This window comes from Agathobacter sp. (assembly GCF_977054825.1).
The window spans coordinates 52797-79510 of the sequence record NZ_CDRTEH010000001.1 but is presented as its reverse complement, the minus strand read 5'-3'; the positions used below and the strand labels follow the sequence as shown (position 1 = coordinate 79510).

21 protein-coding genes are annotated in these 26714 nt (G+C 39.9%); 4 read left to right on the top strand and 17 right to left on the bottom strand.

The window, feature by feature from the left end; all coding sequences use genetic code 11:
• Positions 1 to 128: 128 nt before the first annotated feature.
• On the bottom strand, positions 129 to 4649 hold the full coding sequence (locus ACW6PM_RS00345) for a starch-binding protein (protein WP_456055816.1): 4521 nt from the start codon (positions 4647 to 4649) through the stop codon (positions 129 to 131).
• Positions 4650 to 4946: 297 nt separating this feature from the next.
• On the opposite strand from ACW6PM_RS00345, the gene ACW6PM_RS00340 reads away from it, so the two are divergent.
• A complete protein-coding gene (locus ACW6PM_RS00340) occupies positions 4947 to 5492 on the top strand; it encodes a biotin transporter BioY (RefSeq protein ID WP_456055815.1) in 546 nt (181 codons plus the stop codon).
• Here the strand turns inward: ACW6PM_RS00340 and ACW6PM_RS00335 are convergent.
• The gene (locus ACW6PM_RS00335) at positions 5489 to 6106 is read right to left on the bottom strand and encodes a Maf family protein (RefSeq protein WP_456055814.1); all 618 of its coding nucleotides are present in this window, start codon (positions 6104 to 6106) and stop codon (positions 5489 to 5491) included. The two genes, ACW6PM_RS00340 and ACW6PM_RS00335, sit on opposite strands and share 4 nt — an antisense overlap.
• A gap of 348 nt (positions 6107 to 6454) precedes the next feature.
• Here ACW6PM_RS00335 and ACW6PM_RS00330 point away from each other — a divergent pair, with 348 nt between their 5' ends.
• Entirely contained in the window at positions 6455 to 6745 is a 291-nt protein-coding gene (locus ACW6PM_RS00330; RefSeq protein ID WP_456055813.1) for a hypothetical protein, read from the top strand.
• Between the two features lie 26 nt (positions 6746 to 6771).
• Complete coding sequence (locus ACW6PM_RS00325; RefSeq protein ID WP_456055812.1) at positions 6772 to 7002, top strand: EAL domain-containing protein; 231 nt, start codon at positions 6772 to 6774, stop codon at positions 7000 to 7002.
• 106 nt (positions 7003 to 7108) lie between these two features.
• Here the strand turns inward: ACW6PM_RS00325 and ACW6PM_RS00320 are convergent, their stop codons facing one another.
• The 15 genes from ACW6PM_RS00320 to ACW6PM_RS00250 all read right to left on the bottom strand — a co-directional run bounded on the left by ACW6PM_RS00320 (position 7109) and on the right by ACW6PM_RS00250 (position 25251).
• A complete protein-coding gene (locus tag ACW6PM_RS00320) occupies positions 7109 to 8158 on the bottom strand; it encodes an FUSC family protein (RefSeq protein ID WP_456055811.1) in 1050 nt (349 codons plus the stop codon).
• A 60-nt stretch (positions 8159 to 8218) separates the two neighbouring features.
• On the bottom strand, positions 8219 to 9259 hold the full coding sequence (locus tag ACW6PM_RS00315; protein WP_456055810.1) for an ATP-binding protein: 1041 nt from the start codon (positions 9257 to 9259) through the stop codon (positions 8219 to 8221).
• Positions 9259 to 9930, bottom strand: coding sequence for a response regulator transcription factor (locus ACW6PM_RS00310; protein WP_448754833.1), 672 nt, complete (start codon positions 9928 to 9930; stop codon positions 9259 to 9261). The genes ACW6PM_RS00315 and ACW6PM_RS00310 overlap by 1 nt, the downstream gene beginning before the upstream one ends.
• Before the next feature lie 19 nt (positions 9931 to 9949).
• Positions 9950 to 11383 carry a phospholipase D-like domain-containing protein gene (locus ACW6PM_RS00305; protein ID WP_456055809.1) on the bottom strand — a complete coding sequence of 478 codons (1434 nt, stop codon included), beginning with the start codon at positions 11381 to 11383 and terminating at the stop codon, positions 9950 to 9952.
• Positions 11384 to 11539: 156 nt separating this feature from the next.
• Complete coding sequence (locus ACW6PM_RS00300) at positions 11540 to 13258, bottom strand: glycoside hydrolase family 13 protein (RefSeq protein WP_456055808.1); 1719 nt, start codon at positions 13256 to 13258, stop codon at positions 11540 to 11542.
• 185 nt (positions 13259 to 13443) lie between these two features.
• Positions 13444 to 15165, bottom strand: coding sequence for a M56 family metallopeptidase (locus ACW6PM_RS00295; RefSeq protein ID WP_456055807.1), 1722 nt, complete (start codon positions 15163 to 15165; stop codon positions 13444 to 13446).
• A 3-nt stretch (positions 15166 to 15168) separates the two neighbouring features.
• Entirely contained in the window at positions 15169 to 15534 is a 366-nt protein-coding gene (locus tag ACW6PM_RS00290; protein ID WP_012744050.1) for a BlaI/MecI/CopY family transcriptional regulator, read from the bottom strand.
• A gap of 239 nt (positions 15535 to 15773) precedes the next feature.
• Entirely contained in the window at positions 15774 to 17744 is a 1971-nt protein-coding gene (locus ACW6PM_RS00285) for a hypothetical protein (RefSeq protein WP_456055806.1), read from the bottom strand.
• A 130-nt stretch (positions 17745 to 17874) separates the two neighbouring features.
• Positions 17875 to 19329 carry a GH25 family lysozyme gene (locus ACW6PM_RS00280; protein ID WP_456055805.1) on the bottom strand — a complete coding sequence of 485 codons (1455 nt, stop codon included), beginning with the start codon at positions 19327 to 19329 and terminating at the stop codon, positions 17875 to 17877.
• A 336-nt stretch (positions 19330 to 19665) separates the two neighbouring features.
• Positions 19666 to 20058, bottom strand: coding sequence for a hypothetical protein (locus ACW6PM_RS00275; protein WP_456055804.1), 393 nt, complete (start codon positions 20056 to 20058; stop codon positions 19666 to 19668).
• A gap of 212 nt (positions 20059 to 20270) precedes the next feature.
• Positions 20271 to 20840: a VanZ family protein gene (locus ACW6PM_RS00270; protein WP_456055803.1), complete on the bottom strand. Its 570-nt coding sequence runs from the start codon at positions 20838 to 20840 to the stop codon at positions 20271 to 20273.
• 126 nt (positions 20841 to 20966) lie between these two features.
• Positions 20967 to 22241: a sensor histidine kinase gene (locus tag ACW6PM_RS00265; protein WP_118372501.1), complete on the bottom strand. Its 1275-nt coding sequence runs from the start codon at positions 22239 to 22241 to the stop codon at positions 20967 to 20969.
• Positions 22238 to 22978, bottom strand: coding sequence for a LytR/AlgR family response regulator transcription factor (locus tag ACW6PM_RS00260; RefSeq protein WP_308651306.1), 741 nt, complete (start codon positions 22976 to 22978; stop codon positions 22238 to 22240). The genes ACW6PM_RS00265 and ACW6PM_RS00260 overlap by 4 nt, the downstream gene beginning before the upstream one ends.
• A gap of 187 nt (positions 22979 to 23165) precedes the next feature.
• Positions 23166 to 24686 carry a flotillin family protein gene (locus tag ACW6PM_RS00255; RefSeq protein WP_456055802.1) on the bottom strand — a complete coding sequence of 507 codons (1521 nt, stop codon included), beginning with the start codon at positions 24684 to 24686 and terminating at the stop codon, positions 23166 to 23168.
• 157 nt (positions 24687 to 24843) lie between these two features.
• On the bottom strand, positions 24844 to 25251 hold the full coding sequence (locus ACW6PM_RS00250) for a hypothetical protein (protein WP_308651304.1): 408 nt from the start codon (positions 25249 to 25251) through the stop codon (positions 24844 to 24846).
• A 162-nt stretch (positions 25252 to 25413) separates the two neighbouring features.
• Here ACW6PM_RS00250 and ACW6PM_RS00245 point away from each other — a divergent pair, with 162 nt between their 5' ends.
• The gene (locus ACW6PM_RS00245; protein ID WP_456055801.1) at positions 25414 to 26700 is read left to right on the top strand and encodes an MATE family efflux transporter; all 1287 of its coding nucleotides are present in this window, start codon (positions 25414 to 25416) and stop codon (positions 26698 to 26700) included.
• Positions 26701 to 26714: the final 14 nt, after the last annotated feature.

Genomic DNA, 26714 nt, shown 5'->3' with positions numbered 1-26714 from the left:
ATTATGCAATATACAAAATGAACATGTTCTCTCATTTTTTCTGCAAAAAATCCGCTAACCACAGCGTCACAGCCATAGTTAACGGATTCTTATTGAACTGCATTTATTTAATTGACTGATTTAACTGACTATCGTCCCAAATACTCCAATGCTGCTCTATTGTACAGGTACATTGCCTTGCACAGATTCTGCTGCTTTGTATCTGAGCTCTGAACTCCCTTTCTGACATATGCCATCGGGCAGATGTCACCGGAAATAGTTCCATTTGCTCCATTAATTACGATTGTATACTTAGCAGACAGGTTTCCAGGATAAACATTGTTTATTCTGATGCACAGCATGCCCTCATCAAGTGTGATGTCGTACGCATCAAGTGCATATTTGATTTTGAGCTGCTCAAGTGTAAGATTGTTCTTATTCTTGAAATAAAGCTTCATGTCTGTTCCACTCTTACATACCAAAGCTGAGCCGATATACTCTATATCTTCATTATTTAATGCTGCTGCATCATCTGCAGGTGCGTTCTTAAGCACTGTATCTACACTGAGTGCTGCAACCGCATCGTCTGTGAGCTTCTTATTAGCCAGGTCAGATGTATTTATGCCGAAATACAGCTGTGCATATGCACCATAGTTGAGTAATGCCTTGGCCAGGTTAGCTTCCGGCAGCTTTTGCTCTATACACTTGTACAGATAATCTGTAGGTGCAAATGAGAAGCTATTGCTTGTTGCTCCGTTGCTTCTGACTGCGCAGATGCTTATGCGTGATGTCAGCTCTGCCGGAACTGTCTCATATGTAATCTTCTTTACATCTTCATTATTATATTTCACAGTGCTGTAATCACTTACCAGCTTCTCCTTAGAAGAGCCATCAGGATATGTGATTCTAAGCTTTGCGCCTGTATCTGACATGATATCCGATGACAGTGATACATAGATATTAGCCTTTATATTCTCTGCAAGTGTCAATGAATAGCTCTTTGCAGTAAGTACATTTTTATTTACTATTTCACCGCCCTCACCTGTAAACTGCTTGCTGACAGTTACCTTATGTCCTTGTGAATCGGTTACAACTACCTGCAGTGTGTGGGCGCCTTTGGCTGCCTTCCATGAGTATGTAGCACTTGAACCACTCTGTACCTCTGTGTTATCAATCTTAAACTGATACTTGTAGCTTCCAACTCCGCCGGCAGCAACAGCCTTAAGTGTCAGTGCTGTTCCTGTAGCCTGTGGTGCACTTCGGTCTGCTCCGAAGTTGACTGTCATACGGTTGTCAGGCTGTGGGGTAGGATCATCTCCACCCTCTGCTCCGAGTCTTGCAAGAGGAGCAGTAATTATATCAGTATCCTCTTTTTCCTTAGATGTAGATGAGTCTGTACTGTATTCCTCTGTTGCGTTATCAACCATTGACATATCCATAGGAGTAGAAGCAATACCACTCTCTCCAAATGTAGAGATATGCATTACACCAATACCGTTCTTCTCAAGCTTAGCCTTTGTCAGGTTGAGCGCTGACATAGGAATTGTCATTGTGTAGAAGGTATCCATTGATGTCTTGTGACCAAGGCTTAGGAAATCTACCCAGTTTGACGATGTGCTTGTAAGCTGGTCAACTGTCAGTCCTTTATAACCGTTGGAATTGATACCAATCAGTGATTTTCCAAAGAATCCATCCTCTGCCTTGAATGAGATACCTGCCTTTGTAAAGCCTGTGCAGTATGGTGCATCATAGCTGAACTCTCCTGATTTTTTTGTAGTGAACAAAGCCGGCTTTCCAACGCCACTCTTACTTGAGAAGCAGAGCATTGCATCAATCGGTGTATCATATTTAACCTTTAGGCCCCAGATATTTCCACCATTGTCAAGTGTACCATCTCCGGTCTTTCCGGTTCCCAGGTTAAGTGCAATAACCTGTGGAATATCACCATTGTTTGGCTTGCCATTATCTGAATTAGGATATGTCTGCTCAGGTGATGTAATATCAGCCACGTTTACAAACTGCCAGCCGAGATAAATATTCTCATCATCCCATGCTCCGTAAAGTGCATAGCTGTCGTATACAGGTCCCTCATGGGTTCCTCTGAAATTACGTGCGTCATCATTTGCTACGCCCTGTGCAATAATCATTGAGTCATCAAAATCCGCTGCACTCTTGATAGTCTTATTCTTTCCAAGCTGCTTGCCAGGGTTTGTCGCATATTTGCCTCCAACTGCCTGTCTTGCTGTGCCTGAAGCCTTTGCGAGTGTCTCACCCTCGTAATCAACATAGCCACCATTCTTTACTGCATCAAATTTCTTCTTAAAGGTGAATGTCTCAGTTTTTGAATCCTTGTCGTTAGACGCTGTCACCTTAAGCGTTACATCACTGTCTGCAATCTTTCCTGTTCCGAGAGTAACTGTTGCACTGCCTGTAAATTCCTTCACAGGACCATTGTCCACACTGTAGCTTCCCTTTGTTGCATTCTTTAAAGTGATGGTCGTTGTTGTACTGTCAGTATTGAAGCTGCTTCCAGTAGCAAGAGAAGAAGTAATCTTGATATCATTCGTCTGCTTCTCTACCTTTTTCCAGCTGCCATTGATATATGCCATTGACTGACCCTTTGTAAACTCGAGTCCCGCCTGCTGTGCTGCCGGATACTGTGAAGCACCATCATTGAAAATAATGCTTGCAGTCTTGAAATCATCCGGTAAATTGTATGCATATACGCCCTCGCCCAAATATTTCATCTCTACGCCAGGCCATTCTCCGTTGTTTGTCTTCTCGTCAACGTATGCATAGCAGTTTATCTTGTCTCCCCATCCGTCAGGCTTCTTGATGTATACATCATAGCTTCCATCAATATACTTAAGATATGGGTCTTTCTCTGTCTTTTTGAACTTAGCGCTGTCAGTGACCTCGCCCTTTGTTCCTGTACCCTTTACTGTTACAGTGATTGTATCACCAATCTGGCTCTTTGCACCAACTGCGATAACCTCTCCGTCTGTGTAGCTTCCTGAAGCTCCCTCAGATGTGGTATATGTAGCGTTCTGCACATTTTTAGCCGAAAGCTTTACATCAAGTGTATCTGTTGAAAAGCTGTTTGAGCCTGTTGTAGATGAAACCCCTACGCTTTCCTGATCCTTGTTGTAAATAACAGCAACCTTTCTCTTGTCAAGAGTACCTGAAATCTTGCCGTTTGATACTGTAAAGGTTCTGTCTGAAACCTGATCCTTGTAGGTTCCGTCCTTCATCTTTGTATCGGAATTGATATTTACACTTTCACCTTTTAAGTTGATGATAACAGTTCCCTCGTTACCACGGTCAATCTGAAGAATCTGTGAATCGCCACCAGGATTGCGTAAATACTCAGACTTGCCGGCCATGGCATTACGAAAGAGATTTACTTCCCTGACTTCAGTAGACTTAAACTGATCATTTCCCTTGGCACCGAGTACATTGTTTCCCCAACGGTTGCCGCTGGCTCCATCTGATCCATCCGGACGGCTGTAGAATAATGGAGTTCCATCCTTTCTTGCTGCAATAACAGCCCATGCCAGACGAAGCTGCTCATCTGTCATCCTTGATGAAACACCTGCATTACAGTATGTGTCATGAGACTCTACCCATGTAACCAGTCTGCCCGGTGAAGCATGTCTCCAGTTTGAAATACTATCTACATCGAAGGAATTACCGGTAACGGCTCCTCTTAAGGTCTCACCATAGCTGCTGGCTGTCATACGCATATACTTGGCATACTCTGACTCAGGTACATTGTCACCCTGTAATACCTCACCGTATGTAAACACATTCTTATCGCTCAGTGTAACACCATTTGCTGACTCCTCGCCTGTCACAACAGGCCAGAAATTATTTCTGGTGCTCTTTGCATCACGAGGATCTGATGGCACACCGATATGCTTGGCTGTATCATAACGGAAGCCGTCAGCACCACATGCAATCAGGTCATTTAAATACTTAAGGAAATATGCCTGAAAATCCGGATTCTCTGTATTTACATCCGGAAGTCCGCCCATCTGTCCTGTGGTACACTCATAACGGTTGCCCCACTGTGTAATCTCCTTAAAACCATTTGCATGATACAGATTGTCCTTACCACCTACTGCATTGTAAAGATTCTGAGATACCTTTGGTAAATCAGGTGTGGTATGGTTTGGAATTACATCAACAATAACCTTGATTCCATACTTGTCAGCTTCAGCACACATCGCCTTGAAATCATCTCTTGAGCCCAGCTGATAGTTACCAATCTTCCAGTCAGTCGGCTGATACTGCCACCACCAGCAGCCGTCTGTACCATTTACCTCATCATTTCCCATAAGCTTCATATTTGAATAAGTGTCCTTGCACTCATTCGCCGGAGAGGTCTGGACTGTTGTAAAGCCTGCCGCTGCTATGTCCTTCATATTCTCCTTGATTGTGTTGAAGCTCCAACACCAGGCGTGCAGTATAGCACCATCCTGAATGTCATCCGCCAGTCCATACTTTGCTGCCTGTGAAGCTGTAGCTAAAGTACTTTCTGACGCTGTTTCTGCTGCCTGCACCTGTGTAATCTGGTACAGACTGCTTGCCGGTGTACCTGTAAAAGCGACTCCGAAGGCCAGACATGCGGCTGCCAATCGCTTAAGCAGATATGTTGTACGTTTTTTCATACTTCTTTTTCCTTTCCCTTTGATTTCTCTTTAAACTAACATTTTATATATTCATTATAACGACTTTAAAGCGATTTACAATATCATTATTATCAGAAATGTATAGTTATTATCATATTTTCGCATGTTTTCGATAATTTTTTATATAGTTTACGAAATCGGGCGAAATTATTTTTCTGATTTCATAGGCTATTGTAAACCTTTATCGCATATACGGTTGACAATCAACCTCTTTTCATGTTAATGTGTTAACCGTACAAAAATTACTATGAAATTTACAACAAAGGAGATTTTATCATGAACCAGACAGAAACTATAGACTATAAGCATGGGAAGACCTATGCCATAACGGTAACAGCACTCATGACAGCTGTCACCTGTATTCTTGCACCATTATCTATCCCGATTGGACCGGTACCGATTTCGTTGACAAACCTGGCTATATATATTTCATTATATCTGCTCGGATGGAAACGCGGAACAATCAGCTACCTCATTTATCTGCTTATCGGACTCGTCGGAATCCCTGTATTTTCAGGCTTCACCGGTGGCCCTGCTAAGCTAGCCGGCCCTACAAGCGGATATATCATCGGTTTTATCGCCATGGCAATCATTGCAGGACTTGTAATCGATAATTTCCACCAGCCTTGGCTCCAGCTCATTGGTATGATTGTCGGAACTATCATATGCTATGCGCTCGGTACAGCATGGTTCTGCTTTGAGGCAAAGAGTACAGTCAGCGGTGCACTCTCAATATGCGTGTTCCCATTTATTCCGGGCGATCTGATAAAAATGGTGATTGCCATGCTTATCGGACCTGCTATTAAAAAAAGACTTCGCTAAATATCAACTCCAAGCTTTCTAAGCTCCTGATACAGGCGCGCTACCGGAAGCCCTACTACATTATTGTAATCACCTTGTATTCCCTTAATGTGGATGGCAAAGCGCCCCTGTATCCCGTAGCTTCCCGCTTTATCCATAGGATCTCCGCTTGAAATATAGCGGTCAATTTCATCTTCAGTCAACGTATACATGCTGACATCCGTCTTCTCATAAAAGCTATGTTCTCCGGTTCTTCCATCCTTGTCAATAAACACAAACGTTACCCCTGTATAGACACTATGCGTTTTTCCCAAAAGCATCGAAAGCATACGCCTTGCATCTTCTTCATTCTTTGGCTTCCCAAGAATCTGATTTTCATAAGCCACTACCGTATCTGCTCCGATCACAAGTATATCCTGTGGTGTCACAAGCTCTGCGTGCTGTTCATTGTAGGTAAGCACTCCGGACGCTACCTCCTCTGCCTTTTGACGGGATAGCTCCATGACAACCGCAGACGGCTCTTTCTCCGTGATTATCTCCTCTCCCTTTGCAGGACAGACAACAAACTCTGCCCCTATCTGCTCTAATAATTCCTTTCGGCGCGGTGATGCCGACGCCAAAATAATCTGACTCATATTTGTTTTACCTTTTCTTTCAATTCTGATTTTGGGGTTGCTTCATCGCACGCTTTGCCCCAAATATTTTGTAATCACTGCTTTCAAATTTCTTTTTACATCTTATCACACATAAATAGCGAAAAAAAGAATAAATTAATCCCGAACGGCTTATGTATCTATTCTAAATATAAACCATTCGGGACTATTATAAATGCTTTATGTATCTATTACAGATAAAGCACTGCTATATAAATTATTCATTCTATACATTAACGAAAGAGTGCGCCTCCTCCTTTAAGCTTTGAGCAACGCTGCTGTTTTCGCCCATTTTGTCACTCACTGTTGAGATGGATTTCCGCCTCATAAATGAGTATTGAGGATGATTCAGTGATTCCTGCCGAAATAATCTCCCATGCCAATACGGTACGAAGACTTGCCTCCGAAGTCGACGGTAATGTATACATATACGGACCTCACATTGCTGAGATGGAGCAGCACCGTGCAGATGTTATCAACTCATTTCAGAGTGCAATTGACAATAATGATATATGCATTTATATGCAGCCAAAGATTGGCTGTAAAAGCAAAAAGATTGAAAGTGCTGAGGTTTTGGTACGATGGAATAAGGCTCCGGCTATTCTTCTCTCAATACCATGAAGGATATTCAGTTTGATGAGATAAAGATGGACAAACGTTTCCTTGACGGTCCGCTTTCTACCAACGGAAAGATTGTTATTGAAGAGATTTTTCACATGCTCAAACGCACGCATCACAGTATCGTGTGTGAGGGTGTGGAAACAAAGGAAGTGGCTGATTTCCTGACAGTGGCCGGCTGTAATGAGATGCAGGGCTTTTACTATTATAAGCCTATGCCATCCGAAAGCTTCTCAGAGCTTCTCAATAGCATGCAGTAGATTATCTGTTTTATGATTTTGACAAAAGGTAAAAAATAGAGCCAGTATTTCGACTGGCTCTGATTTACCTCAAGCATATTACAATTTATTTTGATGTTTCATTATCCTAATTAACCACTTCCTCTTTCACTAACATAATTCTATAAAATACAGCACAAAATACCAACGCAAAAACGACTCCAAACACATTCTGAATCACTCTGAGGCTGACTGCTCCCTTTAACCCATAGCTCTCTGCTGCTATAGCCAGGGCACCAAATGTATTAAAAACAGCCTGCCAGCCGTATTGTGCCGATAATCCCACGCCGATTCCGCCTAAGATTCCTATGTACGCATAGATTGATGGCGGAAGCAGGAAGTATAATGCCGTGAAGCATATAACCCCGGCGATATTACCGACAATCCTTTTTTTGACTCTGTACTGCATATCTTCCATAAACGGCAGGATGGCAGACATGGCTGCAATACCCGCCCACATTGCACGCGGCATATTGCAAAGCTGTGCAATACAAAGAACCAACGGTACACATAGTATCTGGCACAGCTGCCACTTTGTTCGCGAAGAAGAAAGGTCAAACTCCTGAATTACGGCTTTCATAGTTCTTTTATAGACTCTGTTTTTATGATTTCTGTAAAATACCAGGCATGTGAGGACACCGCCTGCAGCCATCCCTGCTATTCGAAGCATATAGCTTTTTCCTGTCACATCATATCCATATAATAATAAATAACCGAGAACCAGTGTGGATTGATTAAACATAAATGGATTATGGCATCCGAACAGAATCAGCACTGCAAGAGCCGCGATGTTTATAAGCAGCGCCGGAAGCGCTGAAAGCTGATTTGCCAGGTGCGGGCATACTGTCATAATTACAAAGAAAAATGCCAAAAGCCATGTAGAATGTCGGGTATGTATTCCCAGATCAGCGTTTCGAAATACCATAACGCATAATAAAACCACTACTCCCACAATACTGTTATCCTTTCCCAATATGATGCTTGAGGCAGTGACAAAGGCAAAGCAAAATACCATTGTGACAGCTATCTTCACCATATATACAAATGCATGGTATAGTTTTTCTTTCATTGTTTTACTGTTTTTCAACAGGCTTTTGGAGCCTGCCTGATTTAACTGCAGTTCCTGATAAAATGTCATGTAAATTCTCCTATCTTTTATCTTATTATTTTATTGTTGTAACTATCATGTTCTGAATAGCTACTCATTATAATTCTTTATAGGCAGTTGTACTACAAATCTGCATCCACCATATTCCCGGTTTTCAGCTTTGATTGTTCCACCGGCGATGTCTACAATTCTTTTCACAAGTGCCAGGCCAAGGCCGTTTCCCTCAGCTTTATGGGAACCATCCACCTGATAAAACTTATCAAATATTCTGGCTTTTACATCATCCGCTATTCCCGGTCCCTCGTCTTCCAGAATAAACTGTACAGAGTCATTTTCATGCCTTAGAAACATGGTGATTGTCCCATTTTCAGGGCTAAACTTGATTGCATTATCCAAAAGATTCATCCAGATATGCATAAAAAGACCTTCATTTCCAACATATCTTACTTCCTCCATCTCCACCTGAAAGCCAATTCCTTTTTCAGTCCATTTATCCTCCAATGAGAGAAATGCCTGACGGATTTGTTCATCCAGACGATATTCGGTTTTTTTCATTGGAATATTCTGATTTTCTAACCTTGATAACAATAAAATATTTCCAACAAGGCCGGAAAGCCTTTGAGTATTAAACAGGATTTTTTCTACATACCCCTCCTGCTCCTGTGACAGCTCATCTCCCTGGAGCAGCATCGTATAGCCTTCGATTGCATTGATTGGAGTCTTGAACTCATGGGAAACATTGGATACAAAATCCATTTGCAGCATCTCTGTTGCGCGGAGCTCTTTTGTCATGACATTAAAGCTCTGATAGGATTCTCCAATCTCAGCTATGCGGCTGTTTGTTTCCAGATGCTGCTCAAAATCTCCCTGCGAAACCGCCTTCATTGCTTTACTGAGCCTGGTAATCGGCTCCAGAAGCCTTGCATTGATAAATGATGTAATAAGTCCTGCTATCAATGTATTAAAAATCAAAAGCCAGCCAAGGCCCGGTATTTTTCCGGGCAAATCCAAAAAATGATTCAAAAACGCAAACAGCAAGGCTGATATCAGCATCGAAAATGCAAGTGCCAGCCAGATTGCACCGGTCAGACACGAGCGGATACGCAATTCCTTTTTCTTTTTATGTTCCATTATTTTTTCACCACCTTGTATCCCAGACCACGCATTGTTACAATTTCAATGTCCGGATTTTCCTTAAAACGCTCCCTGATTCTTCCTATATGTACCTCTATCGTATGCGGGTCTGCCTCCGTCTCATATCCCCATACCTCATCCATTAGCTGCTGCTTTGTAAATGTTCTGCCCGGTGAAGCTGCCAGCTTATATAAAAGCAGGAATTCTTTTTTGGGCAGGACAAGCGTTTCATCGCCGGTCACAACTGTCATTGCATCATAATCAAGCTCGGTTGAGCCAATCACAATTTTGTGTTCGTTCAGTATCTGTGCACGCCGAAGCAGTGCCCCTACCCTTAAAACCATTTCATTCACATTTACCGGTTTTACCATATAATCGTCACTTCCCGAAAGAAAGCCCTGACGCATATCATCAAAGCTGCTTTTTGCAGTAATCATAAGCACCGGTATCTGATATCCCGCCGAACGAAGCTCCGACACCAATTCATATCCATCCATAACCGGCATCATTATATCAGAAATGATCAAGTCAATATACTCCCTGTCCAATACCTCCAGTGCCTGTGCTCCATCCGATGCACTTTTGACCTGATATCCGCTCTTTTCAAGTACCTTTTGGAATAACAGGCTTAATTCCTTATCATCTTCTACAATTAATATCTTAAACACGCTTTATGTTCTCCTTTAATCAAAACAAATCCCTTGCCCATCCAAGCAGATGCTGTACCAGAAACACCTTTCTCTTATGTTTCTCTGTTAATTCAACCGGCTTTACATCATACGGATTATAATACGTTCCATCATCTAATACCTGTCTGGACACACTCTCATACTCCATCATGCCATCCTCCAGCTGTTTATTAATCTCTTTACTGCGTATTACAAGCATCAGCTCTGTATCCAGATAAGTACTTCTCATGTCCATATTAAATGAACCTATTACTGACAGATCATCGTCAATCAGAATACTTTTTCCATGGTACGAATAACCGCCTTCATATTCCCAGATGTCAATTCCTGTTTCTAAAATTCTGTTTCTGTTTTTGGCATAATCGGCTGCTCCAAATGGATTTCCGTTATTTGCAACAGAATTTGTCATAATAGAAAAATCCGGAACCTTCTGTGCAATTTCCTCCCATGTATTATACATCATATCATTGCAAATAATATATGGTGTATGAATTTTTACACGTTCCTTTGCATTTTTCATTAATTCTCCCAGCTGATACCATACCACCGGTTCCTTCGAGCCGGTATGGATCGGGTTCGATAACAATGTAATCTTTTCTGTTTCAAAGGTTTCATCCGCATAATCGGTATCACAAAGCCTTTCCTTATTATCGTCAAAATATTGCTGATACCCTTCCTGCAGCTCTAAAACTGCATTCTTTACAGATTTTCTGTCAGCTAGCTTTTTACTGTTATGAAAGTAGCTGCAGTCCTCCTGTTCCCATATTGTTTCAAAATAATCCAAAAGCTGATTGACCGAATTTTCTTCCTGCGGCTCATCGCAGACAACTAACACATCCCTGTCAAAATTCTTATGTCCCGGAAAATCACCTAAAAAATAATTATATGTGTTTCTTCCTCCAAGAATATATATTTTACCATCTGCAATCAGATATTTATCATGCATTCTTCCCATTGTCTTCCACGGTTTCAGCGGATTTGCCTTATTGTACAGCTTAATTTCAACATTCTCATTCGAAGATAATCCGTAAAAATATGGATTGCCCTCCATATCAATCCAGCTCTCCATGCCATCTACCAATATGCGAACATGTACTCCTCTGTCTGCTGCATCATGCAGTGCTCCTAAAATCAATTTTCCGCTTTCGTCTGATTTAAATGCAAATGTAGAAAGGATTATTTCATCCTTTGCATTTTGGATTAACCTCACTCTCTCTAAAAGAGCCTGCGAATTTTTTTCAATGATTACTGCCCTTTCCGTATTTTCTCTCCCCGCCACACTCATAATATTTTGTGTTTCCTTTATAGTAGCATCAGACACCGCCGGCTGTTTTTTATATGTGATGCATATGCCGATTAACTCATAAAAAGCCACACATAAAAAAACTGTCAGTATAACCAAAATGATTTTACATATTTTATGCCTTTTCATTGTACATCACCTGATTCCTTGGATTTTATACTCCTACAATACAATGTCAATCTCAATTTTACCTCAACAGAATTGATTTTATGCAAAAACTACTTTCCTTATACCAAAAGAAGACGGGCAAAACCCCGTCTTCCTATAGATAATCCATATAAATTTTTAAAGCACAATTACGGCAGCGTCAAGCCCCTCTACTTTTCCGCTAAATTCGCTATCTGTAAGCAGATTGTATTTCTTGGCATACTCATTAAATTCCTTTACACTGCTGCCACAATTGAAAAGCATTGCGATTGTCTCTTCGCCATTTTTTCTGATCATAACAATCGTATCCTCATCGTCATTTGTGATTGTCTCAATCATTTCGCCCTCTACAATGCATGCATGTGTTTTTCTAATCTGCATGAGCTTCTTATACCAGTTATACATCTCCTTGTCCTGATATTCCTCATCCCAGTACATGCCTCGTCTGCAGTCCGGATCGTTTGCTCCCGGCATTGCATACTCATCGCCATAGTAAACCATAGGCATTCCCGGCAGTAACAGCTGAAAGGCTGCTGCGAGATGCTGCTTTTTCTTATTATCGTTGCACAGATGTAGAAATCTTGCTGTATCATGGCTATCGATCAGGTTCCACATCAGAGGGTAGCACTTTTTGTTTAAGCGCCCCTTCAGATATCCCAGATTCTGTACAAACTGGCTGACATTTATCTTTTCATCTGCGAGCAGGTCTATCAGATTCAGGTAGAACGGATAGTTCATGACAGTATCCCACTCATCTCCCTCGAGGAAGTCTCCTGCGTAGTGCCATATCTCACCAATTATCAGCATATCCTTCTTAACAGCCTTGATTGCCTTTCTGAAATTCTTCCAGAAGAAATGACTGATTTCGTCTCCTACATCCAGTCTCCATCCGTCAATATCACATTCCTTAATCCAGTAGCAGGCAACATCAGTGATGTATTTCTCCACCTCAGGATTTTTCAGATTGAGCTTTGGCATTCCACCGTAGTAGCCGAAGCATTTGAAGTTTGGAATCTCTCCCCATTCACCCTTAGGCGGCAGCTCGTCGATAAAATACCAGTCCAGATATTTTGATTTTTCGCCCTTTTCAAGTATATCCTGAAATGCAAAAAATTCTCTTCCTGAGTGGTTGTATACCGCATCCAGCACTACCTTCATGCCGCGCTCATGAGATTTTTGTACGAGCTCCTTTAAATCCTCTGTTGTTCCAAATGATGGATCAACCTGATAATAATCAATGGTATCATACTTATGGCACGAATTTGATTTAAAGATCGGTGTCAGATATACCACATCGATTCCCAAATCTTTAATATAATCCAGATGCTCTATTATTCCTCTGAGATTGCCATGCAGATCATCCATAGGCGTAATCGGTGCCTTATACCACAGCTCTTTATCCACCGGCTGTGTTGCGGCAAAGCGCGATGGAAAAATCTGATACACAACCTTGTTTGCTGCCCACTGTGGCACCTCAAACATCTCTTCCTCCCTGAGGTTCTGCGGGCAGTCAAACATTCTGTCCCTGTTTGTGATGCACTCCTTGTCGAACTCATAATTGCCGTAATATACCTTTTCGCCCTGCATGTCTGTAAATTCAAAAAAGTATCTCAGACATATCAGGTTCATCTGAAGCTGTGCTTCATAATAGTCGTGAAACTGCGAGGTGGCTACCTTCTTCATAGGAAGAGTCATTCGCGTATCCTTGCGCTCCATAGGGATATACTTGTCCTCATAGTGAAGGATTACCTCCTTCATATCATCCTTTTTTACCTGCACGCGTATCACAAACAAATCCTTATCTATCGCATAGCAGAATCTTTTATCCATGTCATGAAAAATTGCTGAGTATTCCATAAAATGCCCCTTTACTTACGTATTTCGTTATTTTGTATTTTAACGCACTATCTCAAACAATTCTATCATTATATCCATGACATTTTTACACTATTTCTACTTTATGCATGATTTTAGATTAATAACATTTTATTTTTTTGACTTTATTCCCTAAAACACTGCGTTCATTATCAATCTTTGAAATCTCACTTTTGTGCCGAAAATTCGAGTGCCTTTTGTTCATTTTCTGCTGTCATTGCATCCACATAATCCTGAGGATTCCAGACTTCATCTAATATATCCTCCGGGAACTTTTTACGAATATCATCAGAGTATTGGCTGCCATCTCCCGGCTCCCAATATTCAGATAGTTCATATCCATTCTCTGTCACATTGAAAGTTAGGGCAACAGGACCACAACCTCCACCGACACTTTCAATCCCTTCTTCGGACAAATTATATTCCTCATAAAGAGTGAGAACATATACGGTCAATGTCTCATTCTCCTCAGAGTTTGCAGCCCCACCGGCTTCTGTAGCCAATACAGTATGGCTTTCGCAGGCAAAAACACCTTTGTAGTATCTATCGCTGTTATGTTCCATGATTGCATTATGGATTGCTGTATCAACATTGGTTTCGTTAATCGATTCTGTTCTGGTTTCCCCGGCACAGATGCGTTGTAAATAGCTGATAAAGTCAGAGTCAGTTATTCGGTAATACACATTCTCATACAGAATTGCTGCTTGATTTCCGTTGGAATCAAAACCGCTGAATGTGATTCTGTCGTTTTCCTTGGTATCCACATGAAGGGAATAGAAAGGTGTATGACCTTGCAAAGATTGGTCTTTGTGACCAATCTTTAAGTTTTTAATACGACTGCTCAACTCGTCAATTTCCGCTGCGGATAATTGGAATGTGGTCGGTCCGCTATTTGTTCTAAAGTCCATGGTGCTTGCTTTGGAAATTTGAACAGAATCAAGTTTCACTGGGAATGAACTCGGATTTGTCAGGAAACATACCCCAAGAACAATACTTGAAACCACAGCAATAGCAACAATCCAAAATGCAGGTTTCTTGTAATTCAGCACATTTTTCACCCTTTCTTTGACGCCAACCTCTCCAAAGGCAAGTGGACAAACCATAACTGTTCTTCTATTCACGCTACAAGAAAGCAGAGCTTCTGAATAAAAAATAGACTCGTTTTGATTCAGTCCACGAATAACTTTTTCATCGCAGGCAAGTTCAATATCTCGGCAAAGTAAAATATACGCAATCCATACAAGAGGATTGAACCAATGGATTGCCAACACTAAATACCCCAACGGTTTCCACCAATGGTCACAGCGTTTCAGATGAGCATTCTCATGGGCAATAATATAGGGCAACTGTGCTTCATCTGTCCCGGAGGGAATGTAGATGCTCGGTTTGAAGAAACCAAGAATAAAAGGTGTTTGTATATCGTCACAAATCCAAATGTTGTCCCGCACAGAAAGGGATGCACCGACTTTCTTTTGCAAGCGGAAATAGCTGACGGCAGCATAAACGAGCATGGCTATGATGCCTATTGCCCATACGATTGCCAGCACAGGAATCAAAAGCTGAAGTGGATTTGCGCTTGCAATTGGCTCTGGAGCAAAGGTGTCCGTAATAATTGGATTCACTACCTTGTCGATAGAGCTTACGCCTGTGGAGATTTCTGGTGTCCAGTCCATCATGATTTCAGGACTGATGGTCTCGGCACTTGGAATCAAGCTCAATGCGCTTTCAAAACTGAATGGGCAAATCAATCGAAAAGCTACGATACCCCACAGTAGGACATTGATCCACTTAGGTGCCTTTTTCAAAACCACACGCAAAAGTACGACCGCAAGGATCAGCCAAGATGCGGCGATACTCATATTTACAATTTTCAAAAAGAATGAACTCATAGATTACTCCTTTCCGGCGGCTGCATCAATCATGCGTCGAATCTCCGCAGCTTCCTGTTGAGAAATACCCTTCCTTTGTGTAAAAGCCGCAATGAAAGCAGGAAGGGAACCTTCAAAGGTTTCGTCAACGAACTGCTCGCTCTGAACGGCATAGAAATCATTTTTAGACAGAACAGAGGAAACGATGCCACCATTATTCTGGAAGATACCACGCTCACAAAGCTTGCGTAATATCGTATAGGTGGTGGAGCGATTCCAGTTCAGTTCTTTTTCACAGAGCTTTACCAATTCTCTGGAGTGCAAAGGCTCATTCGCCCAAATAATATCGGCAAAGTGTGATTCCACTACGCCCATCTTCATCTCAGCCATAAAGATTTCTCCTTTCAGTTTATCGCTAATAAACTAATTATAGTTTACTCCCGATAAACTGAAATGTCAATAGGAAACAGCCATTACTCTCACAGGTTTCATAAAGTTTTGGGAAGAGAATCCGCTGTCGCCACGAAGATAAGTTTTAATGCTCCTTTCCAGGTATTCTTGAAAAATAGATTCCATAAATTTATCAAAAAAATCCGCTATACTTTGTTTTAAAGTATAGCGGATTTTAGTTATTTTACGATCTGAAAGCTTCTTGTAATAGGAGCAGCCTGGTAATTGCCACCAATTGTAACTACTGTGACTACATATCTGCCCGGCTCTGTAGGAGCCTTTGTGCTTGAATATGGCTTCCACTTGCTTGTAAAGCCACTGTATAGATAATGCACATTGCTCTGGCTGATTGAGACATCACCATCATATGATAGCGTTGCTCCAAAATCAAAGGATGCTACATCTGAGGCTTTAAGCTTCCCATTTGTAAAGCTCTGATTCCAGTTAAGCTTAGTTCCTTTTGAATGCATCTTAACAAGTAAAGCACCAACTCCAACACCTGTCTCATAATTCTTGTTATCGGTAACCGCTGTCACCGTATAAAGACCGGCACGGTTTGGAGTACCAAATGACACTCTCACTGTGTCTGCAACAGAAGGAAGCTTATTTATTATCTCAAGAATCTGTCCAACTGTACCCGTATCTATATGAAGCTTCTTCAACGTGTCAAGCAGCTCCTGTGTGCTGAAAAGTTTTCTAAGCTCTCCGACTGTCATACCGTCCTGCATCATCTGTGTAAAGGACTTTCCATATAGCTTTGAAACAACCGGATCTATAAGCTTAAGTACTGTGCTGTTTGTATACTTCTCAGGCATCTGAAGATAAATGCCTGCATTTACATTGCTTGTAAGACCGGCATAGATTGTATATACATCAAACCTGTCTGAAGGATTTGTTGTAACAAAATCCTGTGGTAGTGCATCTCCGGCATAAATGTTTGTTGACTTTACTTTAACATTTACCTTTGCCTTATTAACGGTCACACTAGTCTCTGCTGATGCTGATGGACGATACTCGGCATTGCCTTTATATGTTATACGGATTTGCTGCTCTCCTGCACCCATCTGCAGATAAGTAAGTAAATTAACCTTTCCGCCTTCTATCGGAGCCCACTGCCTGGTGACTCCCTCAACTCCGGCTACATCATCAACACCATAGTATTCCATTGTAAAATCATCAACACTTAACGTATCCTTTGCAGGCAATGTACTGTTGTCCCAATCAATTACCTGATCAAATATTGACTGTTTCATAACGGCAGTGTCCATATTGTATGAAAAAGATACTCCCTCCCTGCATACAACGGCCGCTGCTATACGGTTATCGGCTGTAGTCACATTTACCTGTGTCTGTGTACCTTTATAGTTCTTATTTCCATCCCACTTTATGCGGATAGTCCACTCTCCCGGACCAAATTTTTTAAATGCTGCAGTCCAGTTTGTAGAATTAAGTGGCTGCCAGTTTGGTATTATATCTGTTCCGGCATTGTACTCCATTGCCACATCATCATATGTAAGCCCTGCCGGATTTGTCTTTGCTATCACAGCATCATAAATTGCTCTTGCTGTAGCATCAAAATCATATGACTGATCCGCGTTAAAAGCCATGCTCACTTCATACGGAGCATCCTTTAAAACAAATGATGATTCATACTTGTAAGCTCTGTGGAGTGTAACAACCTCATCGCTTCCCTTAAGTCTGAATTTGAAATCTCCTTCACCGTTTTCTAAAAATGCCGGATGACTATATTCTGTTGTTACAGTATTCCAAAGTATTTTTTTCGTTGTTGTGCTCGTAAAGCCCTCTAAGCTTCCGAATGCTGTATTTTTCTGTAATTTAGTCTTATCCTTGCCCTCGCACTCGTACTCCCAATCAAGGTTTTTTACATCAACTTCGTCTGCGTTTACAACAAGCGCTTTTGCTATTGCCGCTTTAGCAGTCTCAATATCTGCACCCTGCGGAATAACTGCTGTTCCATTCTGAAGCTGTACTGTCACCTTCTGTGACTCATCTGTCAATAATGCACTGCCGCTGTCAACAGACTCATAAGCCACATCTGCTGCAAATATGACCTGCGTTGCAAGTGGTTCTAATGTAAGCGCCGCTGCAAATATAATTGCAAGACACTTTTTCCCTCTTTTTGTAATCATTTTTCTTTTACCTCTGTTTAATTATTTACTGCCGGAATACATCCGGCTGAATTATGGAATAATGATACAGGGTAAAAAATAAACCGTCAATAGGCTTTATAGCCCAATTTATCGCTTTTATTTACTTATATTACTGCACACTCAGATAGCTTGTCACACAATAAAGTGTCTGTCCATTATATTCCACGCGTGACCAGCCAAACTCCTCATTGATTCCGGTTCTGGTGACGGTTTCCCCATTTTTTATCGTTGCAACAACTGTAGCATCCGGATTTGTGACACTTGGAAGTGCACGCAGATTAACCTCTATTTTTGCAGTGACAGTATCATTACACTCCTTGAACTTTGTCTTCAGTCCGTCTCCGCTGCCACTTCCGTCCTGCCTGGGAACTACATAGTTCATATCTGTTGTGAGGTAGTTTGAAATGGCATAATATGTCTGTCCATTATATTCGACACGTGACCATCCACTGTCACTGACGCCTGTTCTTGTTGCTGTATCACCGTTATTCAGCGTTACCTTAATTGTGCTGTCATTGCCCTGACTTGGAATATCCCTCAGATTGACGCTCTCCTTGGCAGTTACGGTCTCATTTACATCCGAAAACTTCATATTTGCTTCCGGGTCAACTGTTGCATTGTCAGCCGCATCACCATTTTTTGCAGACTCTGTCTCATCAAACCCAAAGTATGCCACATTCAAATCTACCGGCTTATCAATTCCTGACACCTTTCCCTTATTGGTATACTGCCACATGGCATGTGTGCCCTCATATGATGACTTCGGTGTTTCCGGGTAAGCTGTATCCGGATATTGTGACACCCATATTTTGTAGCTGCTCTCAAGCGCTTTAGTATCCCACTGGCTGTTTTCCGACAACTCATTCATGGCAGCGTAAAACATAGGCGTGTATCCTTTTTTATATATTTCCTGCAAAAATGCCTCAGCTACTTTGGTACGGGCCTCTGATGACATGCCATACTGTCTGCTTGCTGAGTCTGTGAAGCCCTCGCAGTCAAATGCCACCGGATATGTAATCTGATATTTTGAGATGTAGTCTGCTACCCAGTCTGCCTCCTCAATGGCTTCTGTTTCATTTACTGCTGATGAGAAAAAATATACTCCAACCTTTATGCCATTTTTCTGTGCCTCCTGCATGTTGTATCTGGCATTTGTATCAACACACATCTCACCTGTTTTCTGGGTTCTGTAGCCCACACGTATCATCGCAAAATCAATTCCGCCTGCGGCAACCTTGTCCCACTTTATGGTGCCCTGATATTTAGATACATCAATTCCGAAGGTCAGATTACTATTTTCCGCAACAGTGCTTGCAGACAGTATCTGTGTCTCATCCGCAGAAGCTCCCTCATCAGTTGTAACACTCATTGAGCCGGCATTGTCGCCCGTATGCTGCGGGTCTTCCTTGTCTGAACTATCCTCTGTGGCTGTTTCCGTCATCTGTGACGAGCCTTTAGACTCGTTTTTTGCTGATTTAATCACAAAAAATGTGGCAACTGCAGCAAACGCAGCTACTATCGCAACAATTATAAATATTGCTATTATCTTTCTTTTATCGTTCATAGCTTTTCCTCTTCATCAATGTATATACCATGTATAAGCAACCTGTTTTTATGCAACAAAATATATCATATAATCCAGTATTTTTCAAATATTTCTCGCTTTTTCATACCTTTTCAAAATCCTTTTACGATGATTTAAGAACACATATTTGTCAACTGGATTTGAAACACGCCAAAGTCTACAAATATAATAGAGCCGACAACCCATGAGTTTATCTCAGAAGTTCACCGACTCTACCTTTATACATCTGTGTGTCTGGCTTTGTAATAGGAAATATTTGTAGTTTCTTAACATATCTAATATATCATTGTTTACTCTTTCGACAAGAAAGAATAACTAACTTATTTCATCAATATTGACTACTTTCCAAACATCGTTTTCTTTTTCTATATCCCACCGAGATATTACCTTCTCTGCCCCATAAATAAGAGTTTCATTCAAATCGTAATACTTTGTTGAATATTCGACCCAAATATAGCCAGTGTTTCCATTTTGGTTTGTTGTTATTAACTTAATGTCTGCTACAGCCTTCTTCACTTCCAAATTGAAATAATAATATCTGACTAACGCCCCAACGCTATCCTGATTATTTATATCATTTTCTGTTCCTATAAATTGCATAATTTCTTTTGCTTGCGAAACAATTCCATTTGCTACATTAATTTGCTCTTGGTCGTAACATTCCGTTTTCATCTCATCGTATTTTTCTTGACCAAAATGCTTTATCAATGTTACATCGTCTGTTTTATTTTTTTACCGCAAGCAATAAGGCTTAATAACAAAACAAATAGAACCATAACATATACTGTTTTTTTCATATATACCTTCTCCATATAATACCTACATACACTATACTAATTTTTCTAGTAGTTTGTAAATCAATCGACTACACCAATTAGATTGTTTTTTTCTATATTTCTAATCATAATATTAAAATATTTTTACTTTATACTAACAGAATCACATGTTTTATATACATGTTTCCAAAATGCATTTAAATTTTCTTCTTTCATTTTTATAAATAGACGTGAGAAAACATACAATACAAAAAATCCAATCACCGTTCCAGTAAAATTAAAAATAACATCATTAATATCAATTATCCTATACGAAAAGCCTTTTGTCAAAAATGTTTCTAAATACTGTATTGTTTCTATTCCCAGACCAAAACATAATCCTAATAATAGTATTTTCTTAATGTTGTTTATCTTTGTTATAAATGGAATTCCAATTCCTAATGGAATAGTCATAATAAGATTCAATATGTCAGTTCTATTAATACCATTATGAAATGGAATAATGTTTATACTTTCTTTAATATTTGCAGGCAGACCAATCATAACAATCGGAAATAACGTCAGCTTAACAATACACATAAAATAGCAAAACATAATTGTACTGAATACGTAATATATTTTCTCTTTTTTGTATTTCTTATGAATAAATATACAAATTAATATGTAAATTACTATTCCGATAATAATTGTCAATCCATCAAAGTCAATTAACATATTCATCCTCTTTTAATTAACACTTCATATTTGATTGTTACCATGACTTCATTTTACCAAAGTACATCTAGGGAAAAATATAATTGTAGTAAAACAACAGTTTTATGCAGTCAAATACTATTTCATCTATACATATAGCATAACATAGATTTTAAACCAAATATTATCATAAGAAATATCAACAGTACCTTTATATTTTTCCACAACCATACCAACATTTTTCAATCCTACACCATGTGAATATTCATCATTCTTACTGGTAAATAACTGTCCCTTATTCATTTTTATTTTTCCAATATAGGTATTTTCTACTGATAATATCAACCGTCTTCTATCATATATAAGTGATATATTTATTTTTTTTTCGGAATTCAATTTCTGTGTTGCTTCTATGGCATTATCCAGTAAATTACATAGAATAACGGTAAGATCAAAAGAATCTATTTCTAATTGCTCAGGGATCTGCACTTTCACGCTTACATGAATGTCATTGATTGTGGCCTCGTGCAATTTTAAATTCAGTATGCTGTCAATTACAGAATTTCCCGTTTTTGAATATATTTCTTCAGCTTCTCCATTATATTTCTTCATTTTATTTATATATTCCAGTGCTGAAGATGTATCTTGTATCCTTAAGTATGACTCTACTGCAATCAGATGATTATTCAAGTCATGCTGTATAAAATTGTTTAATTTCATTGCAGCTTCCATAATGTCAATCTGTCTTGCATAATATTTATTTTGCTGCTCCAATAACAGATTACTGGTCCGTTCCGACATAATATTTAATATAAAATCATATAAAAATAAGATTGAAAAATTGATTATCAATAAAAACGAAATTAAAATAATGGTATTTACCTTATTCAAATTTCCAATATCTAAAATCGTTACTAAAAAATACAATGAGAACAATGGAATGATGATAATACAGAACCAATATACCGCTGGAATCGAAACTATCTTCTGTTTCTTTCTAACTCTTAAAAAATTAACAACTACCAACCCTAAAATTTGGTTTATGACTAATCCCATCACAGAAGTATATTCCACTTGGGAATCCATTGGAAAGTGGATATATCCCGTTATTGCTGCAACCAACATTTCTATAATAAACAAAATAGAATATATACTAATAACTGCTAATATCCGTTCTTTTCCAGTTGCACTATAATTAAACGATATAGCAAAAAATAATATCAAATTGCCAATTAACATCACAATCGGAATATGTATTAAATAAAAGCATCCTGCCGATATAATGTAATATGTAAAATAGGATAAGATTTCTATATTTCTACTGTATTTTCTTTCTCCAACAAATAAATGCATTAACCGGAAAATAACATATGTGTTAATTATATTGCAAAAAACAAAGATAATCTCTACTTCATTCATCATATTTTCTCCTTAAATAAATATTCCTTTTGCATTTGCCTGACCTCACGGCGCCTTGTCTGTGCAATCTTTATGATATCCTGATTTGACATTATTAATTTATCATAAAAAAAATCTGTTACATGGAAATAATTTATTAGAAAGGATTTGTGAGCATAAAAGAAATTATAGTCTTTCAACTGATCAAATACCTTTTCTAATGAACTATAAAAAACAATCACACTATCTTTTGTAACCATTTCGACCTCCCGGTCTTTTCCTTTAAAATATAAAATATCCTTTATATAAATTTTATTCCAATCTCGCCCTTGTTTATATTGAAAACTTACCTCACCCTTCTTCAACAATTTCGTAGCTGTTTCAATAGATTTTATAATTCGATCCTTTTGAACAGGTTTAATCAAAAAATCCATAGGCCGTACTTGAAATAATCCCAGCGCATATTTTGTGAAAGATGAAATATAAATTATCTGGCTATCGTCATTATGTAGTTTTCCGCGTATATAATGCCCCACTTCTATACCTGTAATACTTTCTAATTCAATATCCAAAAATATAATATCATACATTAAACCGCTATCCATATCTTTACATAATCTTTCCCCATTATAATATATCTCTACTACGTAATTTGCCTGTGAACCTTTATTATATTCCATGATCCAGCCTTCAATATCAGAAGAAATCCGTAAATTATCATCACAAACTGCTATTCTAATTAATGTTCTTTCCACTTCCATAAATCTTCCTTCTTTTTCATATTCACATAAGATTGCATTGATTGTTGCAAATATTATATTCCATATTTGCATCAACTTCAATTCATACAAACATACAATTCAGTTTTTCATACCTTTTCAAAATCCTTTTTTCAGAGAAAAAATCCGCTATACTTGCCTATCGTATAGCGGATTTATAAAACACTATTTAATTTTCAGGCTTTTCACCGGTTTTGTCCGTATCCGCATTTACAACGAGATTTACTCCGTCAAGTCCGGTTACATTTACGTTGCGATTTACCTTTGCGTCATATGAATCAGCGTTGATGATCTCGGATAAATCAATACCTGTTGCCTCTTTCATACTCTCAAATACCTTTGCCATTACAACCGGTACATTTCCGGCAACCTGGCCTACACCATTGTCGCCATCACCGCCACCAATAATTGTAATCTTGTCGATTTGTCCAAGCGGCTCTGCAACCCTGGCTGCGATATCAGGAAGCACCTTAATCATCATCTCTGCAACGGCTGCCTTATTGTACTTGGCATATGCCTCTGCCTTTTTCTCCATAGCCTCAGCCTCTGCAATACCCTTTGCCTGGATAGCTGATGCCTCTGCCTCTCCGACTGCACGGATACCGGCGGCTTCCTGCTCCTTGGCATATCTCATGGCTTCTGCCTGTGCTTTCTGTGCCTCCGCCTGACGCTGTGCCTCGAACTGTCTTGCCTCAGCTTCCTTCTGGCGCTGGTAGAGCTGTGCCTCTGCCTGCTGCTGTGCTGCGTATTTATTGGCTTCAGCCTTTTTCTTGACCTCTGCCTCAAGAGACTGCTCTGTTACCGCAACCTCTTTCTGTTTTAACTCAATCTCTCGCTCCTGCTTTGCGATATCAGCGTTTGCTGTGGCAACCTCAATCGTCTTACGCTGCTCCTCCTTCTGAATGTCGTAAGCCGCATCAGCCATAGCCTTCTTTGTATCAGCCTCCATCTGAAGCTCTGATTTCTTGATAGCGAGCTCATTCTGTTTCTTGGCAATCTCTGTCTGTGCTGCAACCGCTGCATCATTTGACTCTTTATCAGCCGAAGCCTGAGCTACCTTGATGTCTCTCTCACTCTCTGCCCTTGCGATAGCGGCGGCCTTTTTAATCTTTACGATATTGTCAATACCAAGATTCTCTATTACCTCGTTGCCATCCACGAAATTCTGCACATTAAAGCTGATGATATCAAGTCCCATGGCCGCAAGATCAGGCTCTGCATTCTCTTTTACCAGATTGGCAAACTTCTGACGGTCTGAAACCATCTCCTCAAGCTTCATTTTTCCAACGATCTCACGTACATTACCCTCGAGAACCTCTCTGGCAACACCAGCGATATACTCTGTGTTTTTGTTAAGGAAGTTCTCAGCCGCAAGACGCAGCTTTTCAGGATTATTACTGATCTTTACGTTTACCGTAGCATCGACGTTGATATTGATATAATCTGCTGTCGGTACTGCATTGCTTGTCTTTACATCGATAGGTATCAGTCTGAGATTCAGCTTATCGAGACGCTCAAAAAATGGAATACGTATGCTCGCCTTTCCGATAACTACCTTTGACTTTTTCTTTACACCTGAAATAATATACGCCATATCAGGCGGTGCTTTCACGTATCCGATTGCCATAAACAACAGGATAACAAGAACAACAACTGCAACAATAATTCCAATGATACTAATGTCCTGCATAACTTTCTCCTCTCTTTTGTATGCTTTTTATTAATAATTTGACAATATCATTTTATTATAAATGTATTGTTTTGTCACTCTAAATATTAAAAAATCCGCTATACTCACCATCGTATAGCGGATTAATAAAACACTATTCAATTTTCATCTTATTGCTCTAAGCTATTGTGCCATTTGCAATGTCGTTCTTTGCCAATAAATATGTAATAAGTGGCATAAGAATAGCTGAAATAATTGCCTTGACAATATTACCGGCACTAAGCTGTGCTGCAATAGCATATGTAACCATACTTACAATGAATCCCAAAGCTGCAAGTGCAAAAATAAGCACCAAACCAATCTTTTTGTGTGCGAAAAGCAGAATACCGATAGAAACAGTTATAACAACCTGTAATATGACGCTAATGAAACACAACACGACATATATCGCACCTAATCCTAAACTTGCTGCTACGACTGAAGCACCCAGCGCAACGACGATCCCGCCAATTGTTGCCAGAATATTCAGCACAAAAATAATCCATAACCATACGTTTAAACCTGTTGAAAGCTTATTGTTTTCCATAATTATCCTCCTTTAGTAATCCCAATTTTTTTCAACATGTTCATTATAATGTACTTGGAAAATATTTCAATAGTCAAAATGTCTCATTTTGAACTTTTTTTACCACGACTAACAAAAAATATCATTGATTTAAAGGACAGATGCATTTACAATGTAGCTATTATGAAAAAATTATTTGTAAAATATGTCTCACAAAACATACTCGGCATGGTGGGTATGTCATTATATATACTTGCCGACACCTTCTTTATCTCAAAGGCGGTCGGCTCAAACGGTATCACCGCGCTCAATCTGGTGCTGCCTGTATACAATTTGATTTTTGCCATAGGCGCAATGATCGGAGTCGGCTCCGCTATCAGATATGTCGTAGAAAAAAATAAGGGCGATACATCCAGCGAGAGCTACTTTTTTCATGCCCTGCTGTGGTGCATTATGATAAGCGTTATATTCATATTGATTGGTATTTTCATCCCTGACAGGCTCGTAGGGCTGCTCGGCGGAGATGCGGCAATTATAAATACCGGCAAAAGCTATACGCGTATTTTCATGCTTTTTACACCGTTTTTCATGTGCAACTATGTGTGCAACGCTTTCGTAAGAAATGACGGAGCGCCATCCATTGCCATGTGCGCTACACTTTTCAGCAGTCTTTTTAATATTGTTTTTGATTACATACTCATGTTCCCGCTTGGACTTGGTATGGAGGGAGCTGCTTTAGCTACCGCTATTTCACCGATTATAGGCATTCTGATATGCTGTATTCATTTATGTTCAGACAAATGCTCCGTAAAGCTTAAGCCGGCGGTTCCTTCTGTGAAAAGACTCATTTACTCCTGTCAGGTTGGTGTTTCTTCATTTGTTGCTGAGATATCATCAGGGGTCATAACTATTGTCTTCAATATGATTATCCTGAGGCTTGCAGGAAATATCGGCGTAGCCGCATATGGTGTGGTCGCCAATACATCACTGGTTGCTGTAGCTTTGTTCAACGGAATAGCACAGGGTTCACAGCCTCTTATCAGCGACTATTACGGCAGGGGCCTTAGAAAAAATGTAGGTTCAATACTCAGGATGGCTGTCGTTTCATCTCTCTTAATTGCTGCACTGCTCATTTTGTTCATATTCAGCTTTGCACCTTTTGTGACATCTGTTTTCAACAGCGAGCACGATGCCAGACTTGCTTCGTATGCTGAGAACGGACTGCGCCTTTACTTTACAGGCTTCATTTTTGCCGGAATCAATATAGTAGGTTCTGCTATCCTAAGTGCCGTTGAGTCCGTAAAATATGCGTTCGCGGCATCTATCATGCGTGGTTTTATCGCAATAACCATTTTCGCATTCGCACTTTCAGCCGCCTTTGGCATGACAGGTGTGTGGCTTGCTTTTCCGGCGGCTGAATTTGTGACTATGTTTATTATCGTTAGAGGACTGAAACAGCTAAAATTATAGCTGCAAGAAAGCTA

Excerpts from the sequence above, each read along its gene's own strand:
- ACW6PM_RS00345 (WP_456055816.1), bottom strand. The coding sequence starts at position 4,649 with ATGAAAAAACGTACAACATATCTGCTTAAGCGATTGGCAGCCGCATGT.
- ACW6PM_RS00340 (WP_456055815.1), top strand. The coding sequence starts at position 4,947 with ATGAACCAGACAGAAACTATAGACTATAAGCATGGGAAGACCTATGCC.
- ACW6PM_RS00335 (WP_456055814.1), bottom strand. The coding sequence starts at position 6,106 with ATGAGTCAGATTATTTTGGCGTCGGCATCACCGCGCCGAAAGGAATTA.
- ACW6PM_RS00330 (WP_456055813.1), top strand. The coding sequence starts at position 6,455 with ATGAGTATTGAGGATGATTCAGTGATTCCTGCCGAAATAATCTCCCAT.
- ACW6PM_RS00325 (WP_456055812.1), top strand. The coding sequence starts at position 6,772 with ATGGACAAACGTTTCCTTGACGGTCCGCTTTCTACCAACGGAAAGATT.
- ACW6PM_RS00320 (WP_456055811.1), bottom strand. The coding sequence starts at position 8,158 with ATGACATTTTATCAGGAACTGCAGTTAAATCAGGCAGGCTCCAAAAGC.
- ACW6PM_RS00315 (WP_456055810.1), bottom strand. The coding sequence starts at position 9,259 with ATGGAACATAAAAAGAAAAAGGAATTGCGTATCCGCTCGTGTCTGACC.
- ACW6PM_RS00305 (WP_456055809.1), bottom strand. The coding sequence starts at position 11,383 with ATGAAAAGGCATAAAATATGTAAAATCATTTTGGTTATACTGACAGTT.
- ACW6PM_RS00300 (WP_456055808.1), bottom strand. The coding sequence starts at position 13,258 with ATGGAATACTCAGCAATTTTTCATGACATGGATAAAAGATTCTGCTAT.
- ACW6PM_RS00295 (WP_456055807.1), bottom strand. The coding sequence starts at position 15,165 with ATGAGTTCATTCTTTTTGAAAATTGTAAATATGAGTATCGCCGCATCT.
- ACW6PM_RS00290 (WP_012744050.1), bottom strand. The coding sequence starts at position 15,534 with ATGGCTGAGATGAAGATGGGCGTAGTGGAATCACACTTTGCCGATATT.
- ACW6PM_RS00285 (WP_456055806.1), bottom strand. The coding sequence starts at position 17,744 with ATGATTACAAAAAGAGGGAAAAAGTGTCTTGCAATTATATTTGCAGCG.
- ACW6PM_RS00280 (WP_456055805.1), bottom strand. The coding sequence starts at position 19,329 with ATGAACGATAAAAGAAAGATAATAGCAATATTTATAATTGTTGCGATA.
- ACW6PM_RS00270 (WP_456055803.1), bottom strand. The coding sequence starts at position 20,840 with ATGTTAATTGACTTTGATGGATTGACAATTATTATCGGAATAGTAATT.
- ACW6PM_RS00265 (WP_118372501.1), bottom strand. The coding sequence starts at position 22,241 with ATGATGAATGAAGTAGAGATTATCTTTGTTTTTTGCAATATAATTAAC.
- ACW6PM_RS00260 (WP_308651306.1), bottom strand. The coding sequence starts at position 22,978 with ATGGAAGTGGAAAGAACATTAATTAGAATAGCAGTTTGTGATGATAAT.
- ACW6PM_RS00255 (WP_456055802.1), bottom strand. The coding sequence starts at position 24,686 with ATGCAGGACATTAGTATCATTGGAATTATTGTTGCAGTTGTTGTTCTT.
- ACW6PM_RS00250 (WP_308651304.1), bottom strand. The coding sequence starts at position 25,251 with ATGGAAAACAATAAGCTTTCAACAGGTTTAAACGTATGGTTATGGATT.
- ACW6PM_RS00245 (WP_456055801.1), top strand. The coding sequence starts at position 25,414 with ATGAAAAAATTATTTGTAAAATATGTCTCACAAAACATACTCGGCATG.